This window comes from Vagococcus silagei, assembly GCF_004795745.1.
GTDB classification, from domain to species: Bacteria; Bacillota; Bacilli; order Lactobacillales; family Vagococcaceae; genus Vagococcus; species Vagococcus silagei.
The window spans coordinates 222,991-235,095 of the sequence record NZ_SDGV01000004.1 but is presented as its reverse complement, the minus strand read 5'-3'; the positions used below and the strand labels follow the sequence as shown (position 1 = coordinate 235,095).

Below are 12,105 nucleotides of genomic sequence, written 5' to 3'. Positions count from 1 at the left end.
GCTCTTTTTATGATTACAATGAAGAATTTTTCAGTTTTAAAAGCTGATATAGAATAGTATGAGTAGCATTGCAACAATTGAAGGTATTGTAAAAAGAAACTTAAAACCAAAGCAGAAAAATAGGCCCCAGAGACTTTTCTCTGAGGTTATTTTTTTAGAAATTTAGTGTTTTGGAATAGCGATGCTCACAACAGTCCCTTGATTGATTTCTGACTTGATTTGAATGCTGTAATCAAGTTGGGTGATGACTTTTTTGACAAGATATAGTCCCATACCTGTTGCTTCATGTTGTGTACGTCCCATTTTACCAGTAAAGAAGGGATCAAAAACACGTTTGATATCTTGAGACGCGATGCCCACTCCATAATCTTTGATCGTAAGTTCGTATGTTGTTGACGTTTCTACTGTGAATATATCGAGACGTGTTTCAGCTTCGGTGGTATATTTAACACTATTTATCAATAATTGATCAATGGCAAATGCGAGCCATTTCTTGTCTGTTTGTATCATCAAATTTTCATCAATCTCAACTTTAGGAAAAATAGCTTGGCGGATTAAATATTCTTTTTGATCGTTAATGACAGATTTGATCAAGCTATTTAAAGAAATCGTTTCGATGTGAAAATCATTTTGAAAAGCTTCTAAACGCGACATGCTGAGGGCAAGATTAAGTCCTTTATGCAACTTGTCTGTTTCTTCACGAAAACTGTCAATATCGTAGTCTTCATCTTGTAGCATCAGTTCAATGACACTTAAAGGAGTTTTCATTTGATGAACCCAGCGATAGATAAAATGTTGTTGTTCTTCGCGTTCTAACTGAACCTTTTTTAATTTATCATAAAAATAGCGGTATTGGGCGTCCATCAAGCGATAAACGTCATGGGACAATCGACTTTGATCTTGTTTTAATTGATGAAATTCTTTGAAAGATCGCTTTTGATCGAACAACTGATTTAATATGCGACGACGATACCAACCTAAACTTATAAAAAGTCCCATAAAAACAGTACTCAGTAGGAATCCATAGAGGAGGATGGTTAGATTATGATACCCGTCTAACCAGATTAAGATAAAAAATAGCAGTAAGAAGAAATAGATACAAAAGATTAAGCCTAATTGGCGTTTAATATGTTTCATCGTGTCTCACTCGTTTCAAGAATTAATTTATAGCCCTTGCCACGTATGGTTTGAATGGCATGAGGTAAGCCAATATTGCTCAGTCTTTTTCTGAGACGTGTAATGTTAACTGAAAGTGTATTATCGTCAACAAAATTTTCGTTATCCCAGAGGGCAGCTAGTAATTCATTACGACTTACAATTCTAGTCGCTTTAGTAAGAAAAATATTAATTAATTCACCTTCTTTTTGTGAGATAGCTTCAACTTTTTCTTGATAATTTATTTGAAGTTTTTCTGGATAATAGCGGAATTCACCAAATGTAATCACTCGTTCCTTATGACGATCAGCATATTGTCCGTAATTCCGGCGAATATGACTGCGAATTTTAGCCAAGAGTAAATCATATGAAAAAGGTTTTGTTATATAGTCATCACCACCGTACTCAAGTGCCATGATTTGATCCATCGCACTCTCTCTGGCTGACATAAAAATAATCGGGCAGTCTGAAACTTGACGAATGACAGTGGTCCAATAGTAGCCATCAAAATAGGGTAAAGTTATATCCATGAGGACTAAATCAGGGTCAACATGTTGAAAATCTTCTTTAATCTTCGAAAAATCCTGTGGTGAATGAACATCGTACTCATTTTTTGTGAGAAAATTAGTTAAGATATGATTGAGTTTTTTGTCATCTTCAACTAGGTATAATTTCACGGGCGTCACCTCTTAATTTCTAGGTTTTTCTTTATTTTAGCACGTAATATACTTTAAAAGATGACAATATTGTAAGAAAACTGTCATTTAGTTCAATAGGTTCCAAGACTAATACCGACTATACTTGAGACAACAAAGAAATAAAGGAGTAAAAAATATGATTGAATTAAAAGCTATTACGAAAATATATCCGGGTAATCCGCCCTATGAAGTTTTAAAATCCATTGATTTAGATGTGTTAGAAGGTGAGTTTTTAAGTATTATGGGGCCTTCTGGCAGTGGTAAGACAACACTCTTAAATATAATTGCAACACTTGATCAAGCAACTGGTGGGAAGGTTGTGATCAATAATCAAGATGTCTCAAAAATGGATGAAGATTATTTAAGTTTACTGCGTCTGAAAACGATTGGTTTTGTTTTTCAAGACTTCAATCTGTTACCGCCCCTAACAGTGATTGAAAATATTATGTTGCCTATGACCTTAGATAAGGCTAGTACAAGTGAGTCACGTAAAAAAGCCCGTGATTTAATGGCAGAGTTAGATATATCGTCTTTAGAAAATAAACGTATTACGGAGATTTCAGGTGGTGAAAAACAACGTGTCGCAATTGCGCGGGCACTAATTAATGATCCTAAAATTATTTTAGCTGATGAACCGACTGGTAATTTAGATTCAAAAGCAGCGGGTGATGTGATGACTATTTTGGCCGAGATGAATCGTTTGAAACGTGTCACAACTGTCATGGTGACACATGATGCTATTTCCGCAAGTTATTCTGAACGTGTCATGTTTATCAAAGATGGCCAATTTTATAATGAAATTCATTGTGGAAATAAACGTGAAGTTTTCTATCAAAGTATATTGGACGTGTTAGCACATTTAGGAGGAACGAATCATGACTTTCAAACAACTCGTTACTCGTAATATTCTGCGTAATACGCGTGATTATGGGACTTATTTTTTAAGTAGTGTTTGTTCTTCAGCGATCTTTTTTATTTTTTCGTTGCTTTTTTTTCATCCTAACCTTTCGGAAGAACTACAAGGTAGTAGTGATACAATAGGCGCATTTGCGAATGTGGGCATGTTGTTAGCTGAGATTGTCGTTGTACTGATGTCTTTTGTCTTTTTATGGTATGCGTTCTCACTATTTTTACAAAAAAGGAAACCGCAGTTGGCAGTGTATTTGACTTTAGGGATGTCGCGCAAACAATTAAAGCATATGCTATATCTGGAAAACTTATTGTTAGGACTCGTTGCAATTTTAACAGGTATTCTAACAGGTCTATTATCTTCAAAACTTATTCTCTTGATTACGCAAAATGTTTTGAATCTAGATAAAACCCTTAAATTTTATTTTCCATGGCAATCTATTTTATTAACGTTTGTGATTTATGCAGTGTTATTTTTACTATTATCAATGTTTACCTTGACGAAATTAAACCGTCAATCGTTAGATGTATTGAAGAAAAGTGCTGAAACATCATCTAAACCACCCAAAACTAGTTTTGTGAAATCTGTTTTAAGTGTAGTTTTTATCTTAGTTGGTTATGCATTGGCTCAAGTGGCGGCAATGTCGATGATGAGTAGATTTGATTTTTTTATTGCTTTGGGATTACTACTAGCCTGTGTGTTAATTACTATTTTAGGGACCTATTTATTTTTTCAACAAGCCAGTGTTTGGATTTTCAAAGTGTTAAAGAAACAGGACCGCTTTTTAAATCATGGGCGTTTGTTAACAATTAGTAATTTGATGTTTCGCATGAAAAGTAATGCAACGATGTATTTTTTGATTTCAATTATTGCATCAATTGCTTTTGTTGGCATTGGCGTTTCTAAATCGATTGGTAGTGATCGTTTTGCACAAACGCAAGGAGATTCGTTTGCGTATGTGTATAACTATTCAATGCCAATCACTGAAAAAAAACAAGACAATACTCAATTTGAAGCCTATCATCAAAAAAACCTCGATTATCTCATGACAGAATTGACTGATGCAGGTTTTGAACCGCAAAAATTAGAACTGAAAACGGCAGATATTGGACTGGAGTTAGGCGGAGGTAAAGAAGAATATTATTCCGCGATCTCGTTAAGTGACTATCAAAGAATAGCAAAAATTCTAGGTAAAGAAGAGTTAAGAGTGACGGACGATAGTCAAGCGATTCAATTGGCACAGACGAACTCTCAAGTATCGACAGCCAAAAATAAAACATCAAAAGTCACAGGTAAAATTATTAATCAGAAGATGAAATTGACAGTCTCTAAGAGTGACATCCAAACGACAATTGGTTTCTTTTCACCTTTGGTAGTTGTAACAGATGAAACTTTTAATAAAATTTATGCTAATTTAGATTATGAACAACAACCGGTAAATCTGATTCATTTTGAAAATTGGCAAAAGAGTGGCGAAGTCAATGCTAAAGTGATGAAACACTTAGAAAAAGAAAATGAAAAAACAAGAAAAAAAGAAGAAGAATATCTAAAATCGATTGATAATGAAAACTATGAACGTGAATTTACGGATGATGAAGTTAAAGTTGTCAATCAAATTGAGAGTCAGCGGTTCTTTATGACCTCTCTTTATCAAACTTGGCATCTTTCACGTCAAGCAAACGGTATGATTATGTTAATTAGTGTTTTACTTGGAACAGTGTTCTTTATTTTCTCATCGTCAATTATTTACTTTAAGTTATTTGGTGATTTGGAAGTTGACGGCAAATATCATCGCTCTTTACATATTACGGGAGTCTCACGCAAACACCGTCATAAGATGGTGACAACTGAAATTATCGTGATGTTCTTCGCACCTTTTGTGATGTCTAGTTTACATTTTATTGCAGCTATGACCGCAATGAAGTTTTTGATTGATTTACCTGTCTATAAGTATGTGTTGGTCATCTTAAGTGTCTATCTAATCTTACAGCTTATCTTCTTCTTTGTATCGCGATTTAATTATTTACGACAGTTGGACCGTTATGCAAATCCGTACCGAGAAGGTTCTTCCTTCAAGTAAATCAAATTGATTGGGCATTTTAGATTTTTCCGTTATGATGACAGTAGATAAACTGAAAGGAAAGTGATGGAAATGGCTCATAAGATTTTTTCGATGTCGTTTGGTAGTGTCTATCCTTTGTATATTCAAAAAGTAGAAAAGAAGGGGCGCACTAAGGCAGAGATCGATGAGATTATCTTCTGGTTGACAGGCTATGATCAAGAAGGCTTACAAAAAGTGTTAACTGACAAACTGGATTTTGAAACATTCTTTAAGGAAGCGCCGGGATTCAACGAGCGCGCTCATTTAATCAAAGGTGTGATTTGTGGTTACCGGGTTGAAGAAATTGAAGATGAATTGATGCAGAAAATACGCTATCTGGATAAACTGATTGATGAGTTAGCTAAAGGTAAGGCACTGGACAAGATATTGCGTTAAGCTTTCTTTTGAAAGTATCCGTGCTTTTTCGGTATAATAAAGATAACGAAAAGTATCGGAGGAATGTAAATTGAAAAAAATGACTGTTGATGCAAATTTTTGGGAAGTTTTTCCAGAAGCAAAAATTAACCTTTTAGTTGTAAAAGACATCGATAATATTGTTGATGAAGCAGATGATCCTAAATTTGAAGCAATGTTGAAACAAGGCAATCGCGAAGCGAAGAAGTTTTTAGGTGAAGAAACCTTCACTCAAAATGTGGTCATTGCTGAATGGCGAGAAGCTTTTGCAAAATTTAAAACTAAAAAAGGCGCACGATCATCGATTGAAGCGTTATTGAAACGGGTCAATCAAGATAAAGATTTCCGTCCAATCAGTCCTTTAGTTGATATCTACAATACGATTTCATTAACTTTTGCTGTTCCTTGTGGTGGCGAAGATTTGATGATGATCCAAGGTGATTTACATTTAGGAAAAGCAACAGGAGGCGAATCATTCTTCCCATTAGGTGCTGAAAAGGATGCACCCGCGTTGCCTGAAGAAATTATCTACTACGATGATGAGGGTGCAATCTGCCGGTCATTTAACTGGCGGGAAGCCAAACGGACGATGTTACAAGAAACGACAAAAGATGCTGTTTTAGTCATTGAAGCGATTAATCTTGATCAAGCCAAACGTGCAGATGACGCTATTCTTGCTCTACAAACGGCTGTTAATGACTACTTTGGTGTCCAAGGTGAAATTCACGAGGTAACTGTGAATCAGCCGAGCGTTGTGATTTATTGATGAATAAAGTAAAAATAGACTCGTTTTTGAGTCTATTTTTTTTTATCTTTACACTAATTATGATACCTTAGATAGAATCATAGAAAGAAAGGGTCGTAGAATGAATGGCAAATATTGATATTTTTAATCAAACAGCAAAAAAATATGATGCACCTGCTCGTGAAATTGTGAATCAAAAAATGATTGCAGAAGTAACAAAGTATCTATCAAATGAGACGGAAAATCAAACATTCATTGATTATGGATGTGGAACGGGTGTAATAGGGCTGGCATTAGCTGACCAATTTGAAAAAGTTTATTTACTTGATCCGGCAATTGAGATTCTTAAGGTTGTTGATGGAAAAATTCAAGAAACGGATATTCAAAATGCTGAAACGTATCTCATCAGTGAAAATGAAGCGTTAGTGATTCGCGCTGATGTCATTGTGATGGCACAAGTTTTACTACATATTCCTGAATATGAGGCAACTTTAAAAGTTTTATTTGATACATTGAAACCGGGTGGAGAACTACTAATCATTGATTTTGATTATCATGAAAAGGTAAATTCTGATTTAGTTCATCCAGGATTTGCGCAAGCAGATTTAATAGAAAAAGTGCAAGCAATTGGATTTGATAACGTCCAAAGTCAAAATTTCTATACGGCAGATGCACTATTTATGAAAGAACGGGCAACATTATTTTGTTTACGTGCCACGAAGTAATTTGACGATTAGGTATAAAAATGGTATTCTTTCAAAAATTATAGTTGTGAGGTGAAAGAGATGACACAATATTTTTCCTTTAAAATTTCACCTGATATTGAATTAGTTTTTCCAACGATTGAGACTGCAAAACCGATGTTCGAGATTATCGATCGAGACAGAGAACATTTAGGAAAATATCTAGATTTTGTTGATTACACGAAAACAGTTGAAGATGAGGAAAACTTTATTAAATTGAAGTTAAAAGGAATGGCTGAAGGAACGGATGCTCTTTACTTTATTCGTTACAAAGATGAATTCATTGGCTGTATTGAATTGCATTTTATTGATCAAAAGGCAAAAAAAGCAGAGATCGGTTATTGGTTATGTTCTGATTTTGTAGGGCGTGGCATTATGACACAGTCTGTGACAGCATTTTGTGATATTGCGTATGCTCGAATGGGTCTTAATAAAATTACTCTGTTAGCTGATGTGGAAAACAAACCAAGTAATCAGGTAGCCATTAAGAGTGGTTTTACTTTTGTAGGAATGGATCCTGAAGATTTGCATATTCGTGGTGAACTAAGAGATTTGAATCGTTATGTTAAGTTGAAAGAGAAATAGGTAACTAGCAAAGTATCGTTGATATATGGTACTTTGCTATTCTTTTGTTCAAATAGGTAATATTTTTGGTATACTTGAGAGAGTTACATATTAGTTTTTAGGATAAAGGAGGTCGGTATTGATGAGCGATTTTAAGAATAAAAAAATAGTTATCAAAAGAAATACATTTTTAGCAGTCTTTAACTTTTGTCTTGCGCTTGTTTTTATCCCAGTTGCCTTTTATATTTTGATTCAATTAGTAACGGGTAAGACATCGATTTCTATCTCGACAGGGATAACACTCATTGTGGCAGCTTTAGCTGTGATTGAAGCAGTACCAAATTGTATTGGTATTATAAAATTTGGTTTGAGAAAATTAGATTTGGATCAATCTGGTTTAACCATGTATCATAATTTTTCAAAGAAAACGCAAAAATGGTATGATGTGAAGTCGATTGATATTAGTGGTTTGGGCAATCAACAATCATTAATTTTTAACTTTAGAGACGATTCAAAATATACATTTGATCTAACCGATTTACCTTTTACATATGATGAAGAAGAAGTTAGAGATTTAATTTTTGATTATTATCAGCATGCAAAAAAATGAGCCAGACTATTATTAAATAGTGGCTCATTTTTTATTTTTTTGTTTTGGATGAGACGTATGGGAAAACTCTGAGGCGCTCACTCCACCACCTGAGATAGACGGGATTTTTGGAGCAGAGGTTCGGTCACAAGTCAATCTTGCGATTCAATTAAAAACCAATTTATTCGCAAGCTCGTCTTGCGACTCACCTCTAAACGCTCCAAAAACCACCTTGAATAGACGGGATTTTCTGTGTTGGAGCTCGGCATTAAGCTAAGCATCCGAATCTGACAAAAACCGTCAGTTTCGGATGCTTATCTTACTGCTCACTCCAAAGCGCACATAAAATCACCATTTTTAAAATTGCAACTCATCTGGGTTTCTGGCTTCGCCGGATTTGCCTTTTTGGGCGTCGATGACTGCCATGTCGGCTTCTGTGATTTCGAAGTCATAGACCTCTAGGTTGGCAATGATGCGTTCTGGTGTGACTGATTTTGGTAATGGGATAAAGCCGTGTTGCAATGACCAACGAATTGCTAACTGTGCGACTGATTTATTATATTTAGTTGCTAATTCTTTAAGTTCTTCAATGTCGAAAATCTTTCCAGTACCAAGTGGGCTATATGCTTCTAAGTGAATATCATGCTTTCTAAAATAATCTACTAATTCTGGTTGTTGATCACTTGGATTTAAATAAACTTGATTGATTGCTGGTTTGATTTTTGCTGTTTTTAGTAAGGCATCTAAATGGTGTGGATGAAAATTTGAGACACCAATTGATTTAATTTTACCTTCAGCCACAGCTTCTTCCATTGCTCGCCAGCTATCGGCATTTGATTTTGCCCAATCCTCACGGTAATCAACTGGATTTGGCCAGTGAATCAAGTAAAGGTCAAAGTAGTCTACGTCTAGTTGTTCTAATTGATCATGGATGGATTGTTTCGCTTTTTCATACGTGTGTTCCGTATTCCAAAGTTTGGTTGTTAGAAAAATTTCTTCACGTGGAATACCCGATTTTTTAAGTGCTCTACCAACACTCACTTCATTTCCGTAAATTTTAGCAGTATCAATGTGACGGTAGCCTGCTTGTAATGCTGTTAAGACAGCTTCTTCAGCAACATCACCATCTGGAGTTTGCCAAGTACCAAAGCCAACGGATGGAATTTTGTTGCCATCATTTAAAGTGATATATTTTGTAACCTTTTGCATAGAAAAAGCCTCCTAAAATCCTATTTTTTATTCTATATTAAGAGTACCAAATATTTTTTAAAATTGGAATCAAGAAGTCTGGCTTTGAAGTGTGAAAACACTGCTTTTTTATTTGCTAAGCTTTTCTTTAGTGAACAGTCGCACTCTTTATTTAGTGATATAATTGAGGTATGTCATAAAGAAAAGAGGGAATAATGGGATGACAGTATATTATGATCAACATGTCCATACGAGACATTCATTCGATTCAGAGGAAACGATAGAAAACTATTTACAACAAACAACTAAGCAGTTAGTGACGACTGAACACCTTGATTTTGAAAATCCAAGTGAAGATTTTAAAGACAGTATCCCTAACTTCAACCGATATAATGACGATCTTCAAAGACATGAAGAACGTTTTGAGCGTCAGATATTGCGAGGGATTGAAGTCGGTTATGTCCACGACCATAAAAATAGAATTGAAGATTTCATTGACGATAAACCATATGATGTGATTCTTTTGAGCACCCACCAAAATGGCAAGATTGATTTTATGGACCCAGTTGTGAAAGAATTTGAATTGGAACGCCTAATTGGCGAATATTATGAGCAAATGATTCGTTCGGTGGAAGAGATGCCGACTGCTAACATTTTGACGCATTTTGATTATGGGATGCGTAGAGTAGATGTTTCAGTTGAAGATTATCAAAAACTTGCAGAACACTACTTGAAACATCTGTTTAAAGAGATGATTGCCAAAGATTTCGCTTTAGAGTTAAATGCAAAAAGTTTTGTGAAGTATCAAAATGACACATTGTATGACTATGCAATTCCTTTATATGTTGCAATGGGAGGCACACGATTTACTCTAGGGTCAGATGCGCATGTTGCCGAAGATTACGAACTTGGTTTTAAAGAAATGAGTGATGTATTAAAACGAAATGGTGTAACTGAATTAGTCACCTTCAAGCAGCAAATTGCGACAAGTGTACCGATTATTTGATTTAATTAATTATTGGGAAAGAGAATGGAGTAAAAAATGAAAAGAAAATTTTGGATAGGTACGGTTGTCGTTTTTTGCTTATCTATGATTAGTGTTTGGGTCTCGGCAGAGGAATTAAATCAAATTGATTCAAATAGAGAATCAACTGAAATGAATGATCCGCAATTTAATGAATCAGATTTTAAGTTTCAGAAGCAAATGCTGGAAGTCCTTCGCGATAATCAATGGATTGATCAAAATCAATTTTCAGATGGAATTGCTCAATTGGAAGAAGCAAAATTGATAACGGATGGCCAACAAATTGTGAAAAAAATGACAGAAGATAATTTGGCAGCGAAGAAGTATCTTGATAATTTTTATAAGATTTACGGACAAGTATTGGTTAGAATGAGTGAGTTATTAGTTAAAGAAAAGATTACACCTGAAGAGAGCGATGTTTATCTTGATCGGATGTTGAATGCTCGGTCGATTGCTGAATTGGATAAAATGAACAAAGAATTAGAATTGATCAATAATAAGTTTGTTAAAGCGCAAACATCTCGAGAAACAAAGCGTAAAATAGAGAGAGCTGAACGATTAAAAAAAGAAGCGGCAGTTAAGAAAAAAGCAGCTAATCGTAAAAAAATGAGAATTATTTTAGGTGGGATTTCAATTGTTATCCTTGTGATTGCTGGATTTTTATATGGCTATTCTTTAAGGAAAAATCAAGGGAAATAAAAGCTTTAATAAAATTTAATATTTCATTTGTTGCTATTAGGTTAACGTGGTGTTACAATTAAGTTACAAAAAAAGAGAGATGGAGGGCATGACAATGAAAAAAAGAGTGATTTTATTACTATCCCTTATTATGTTAACAAGAATTGGAACAATTCAAGCTTTTGCTGAAGATACAAATAATGCTACTATTAAAGACAATGCTGAGACAACCCAAACTATCACAGATGAAACTCAATCAACAGATACTGCTAAAACACCAGTAACTCAAGAATTATTGAATATGCGTTTGCGCGTATTAAACATCTTAATTCATAATAAAAAAATTTCTCAAGGAGAATATGATCAAACAGTAGCAAAAGTAAAAGCAGCTAAAACAAATGAAGAACTTGAAGGCTATATGAATGAAATCACTAAGAATAATCAAGAAGCTGGCAATTATTGGTGGTCTTTCTCAGAAGCTTATCTGAATATTGGTGGAAACATTGATACCTTATTAAAACAAGGTAAAATTGATTCTAACTATGCCAAAGAACTTAAAACCCGTTTAGACTCAGCAATGAGTCGCGAAGATTTGTATGCAGTTCGTGATGAACTCGATGCCACGATAAAAGATCCGGACATTGGCATTGATCCACCAAAAACGACAGATCAAACTAATTTCACAACAACAACAAATTCAACGACTAAACCGACAACAAAACCCACCACATCAACTGGAAAGCTTCCTCAAACTGGTGAACAAAAGAGTAAGTGGATGATGATTGTTGGTGGCATTGTTATTATCGCAGTTGTCATCGTCATCGTGATGAAAAATAAAGCGAAAACAAAAGAAGTTGAAGATAAAACTGAAGATGAATAAATCTTCAAAATAAAAACAAGTCAAAAGCACAATCGTCAGATTGTGCCTTTGACTTGTTTTTGACTATTTTTTGGTTAGGCCTTCTTAACCGTATGTAGCATAGAAAGCTCAACAACACCCTTAGTCTTGAGTACACTGATTTTTGGGTTTGCAATATTGGTATCAAAAATCGAACTTACCACGTGGTTAATCTCAAAATCTTTAACTTCACGAAGTTTGTTAATGATCACAACTTCAGTATGTGTAGGCGCTTCACTGTGAACAACCAATGTCTTGCCGAATGAATAGACTTTTACAAAACTGGCATCAGTGTTCTCCAATTGCTTTGATACTAACTCCCGGTAGCTGTTTGTTACGTCGACTAATTTCATCTCGCTCACCCCTCCAATATTATAGACAGTTCTTATCTAACACCC

The 12,105-nt window shown here is 34.8% G+C and carries 14 protein-coding genes; 10 read left to right on the top strand and 4 right to left on the bottom strand.

Annotation, left to right across the window (positions count from 1 at the left end; genetic code table 11):
* Positions 1–162 precede the first annotated feature (162 nt).
* Complete coding sequence (locus tag ESZ54_RS02630) at positions 163–1,137, bottom strand: sensor histidine kinase (protein WP_136136121.1); 975 nt, start codon at positions 1,135–1,137, stop codon at positions 163–165.
* A complete protein-coding gene (locus ESZ54_RS02625) occupies positions 1,134–1,832 on the bottom strand; it encodes a response regulator transcription factor (RefSeq protein ID WP_136136120.1) in 699 nt (232 codons plus the stop codon). The genes ESZ54_RS02630 and ESZ54_RS02625 overlap by 4 nt, the downstream gene beginning before the upstream one ends.
* A 157-nt stretch (positions 1,833–1,989) precedes the next feature.
* Between ESZ54_RS02625 and ESZ54_RS02620 the strand changes: the two genes are divergently transcribed.
* The 7 genes from ESZ54_RS02620 to ESZ54_RS02590 all read left to right on the top strand — a co-directional run bounded on the left by ESZ54_RS02620 (position 1,990) and on the right by ESZ54_RS02590 (position 7,940).
* A complete protein-coding gene (locus ESZ54_RS02620) occupies positions 1,990–2,757 on the top strand; it encodes an ABC transporter ATP-binding protein (protein WP_136136119.1) in 768 nt (255 codons plus the stop codon).
* Positions 2,729–4,843 (top strand): FtsX-like permease family protein, encoded by a 2,115-nt coding sequence (locus tag ESZ54_RS02615; protein WP_136136118.1) that lies wholly within the window; start codon positions 2,729–2,731, stop codon positions 4,841–4,843. The genes ESZ54_RS02620 and ESZ54_RS02615 overlap by 29 nt, the downstream gene beginning before the upstream one ends.
* Positions 4,844–4,915: 72 nt before the next feature.
* On the top strand, positions 4,916–5,260 hold the full coding sequence (locus ESZ54_RS02610; protein WP_239433727.1) for a DUF2200 domain-containing protein: 345 nt from the start codon (positions 4,916–4,918) through the stop codon (positions 5,258–5,260).
* Between the two features lie 79 nt (positions 5,261–5,339).
* On the top strand, positions 5,340–6,044 hold the full coding sequence (locus ESZ54_RS02605) for a B3/B4 domain-containing protein (protein WP_136136151.1): 705 nt from the start codon (positions 5,340–5,342) through the stop codon (positions 6,042–6,044).
* Between the two features lie 104 nt (positions 6,045–6,148).
* Positions 6,149–6,748 (top strand): class I SAM-dependent methyltransferase, encoded by a 600-nt coding sequence (locus ESZ54_RS02600; protein ID WP_136136116.1) that lies wholly within the window; start codon positions 6,149–6,151, stop codon positions 6,746–6,748.
* A gap of 60 nt (positions 6,749–6,808) precedes the next feature.
* Positions 6,809–7,351 (top strand): GNAT family N-acetyltransferase, encoded by a 543-nt coding sequence (locus ESZ54_RS02595; protein WP_136136115.1) that lies wholly within the window; start codon positions 6,809–6,811, stop codon positions 7,349–7,351.
* Between the two features lie 121 nt (positions 7,352–7,472).
* Entirely contained in the window at positions 7,473–7,940 is a 468-nt protein-coding gene (locus ESZ54_RS02590; RefSeq protein ID WP_136136114.1) for a hypothetical protein, read from the top strand.
* Between the two features lie 336 nt (positions 7,941–8,276).
* Here the strand turns inward: ESZ54_RS02590 and ESZ54_RS02585 are convergent, their stop codons facing one another.
* Positions 8,277–9,128, bottom strand: coding sequence for an aldo/keto reductase (locus ESZ54_RS02585; protein ID WP_136136113.1), 852 nt, complete (start codon positions 9,126–9,128; stop codon positions 8,277–8,279).
* Between the two features lie 199 nt (positions 9,129–9,327).
* Here ESZ54_RS02585 and ESZ54_RS02580 point away from each other — a divergent pair, with 199 nt between their 5' ends.
* From ESZ54_RS02580 to ESZ54_RS02570, 3 genes are all read left to right on the top strand, one after another.
* Entirely contained in the window at positions 9,328–10,113 is a 786-nt protein-coding gene (locus ESZ54_RS02580; protein WP_136136112.1) for a PHP domain-containing protein, read from the top strand.
* Positions 10,114–10,149: 36 nt separating this feature from the next.
* Positions 10,150–10,830: a hypothetical protein gene (locus ESZ54_RS02575; protein ID WP_136136111.1), complete on the top strand. Its 681-nt coding sequence runs from the start codon at positions 10,150–10,152 to the stop codon at positions 10,828–10,830.
* A gap of 94 nt (positions 10,831–10,924) precedes the next feature.
* On the top strand, positions 10,925–11,689 hold the full coding sequence (locus ESZ54_RS02570; protein WP_162615067.1) for an LPXTG cell wall anchor domain-containing protein: 765 nt from the start codon (positions 10,925–10,927) through the stop codon (positions 11,687–11,689).
* 74 nt (positions 11,690–11,763) lie between these two features.
* Here the strand turns inward: ESZ54_RS02570 and ESZ54_RS02565 are convergent, their stop codons facing one another.
* Positions 11,764–12,060, bottom strand: coding sequence for a DUF1827 family protein (locus ESZ54_RS02565; RefSeq protein WP_136136109.1), 297 nt, complete (start codon positions 12,058–12,060; stop codon positions 11,764–11,766).
* Between the last annotated feature and the right edge of the window lie 45 nt (positions 12,061–12,105).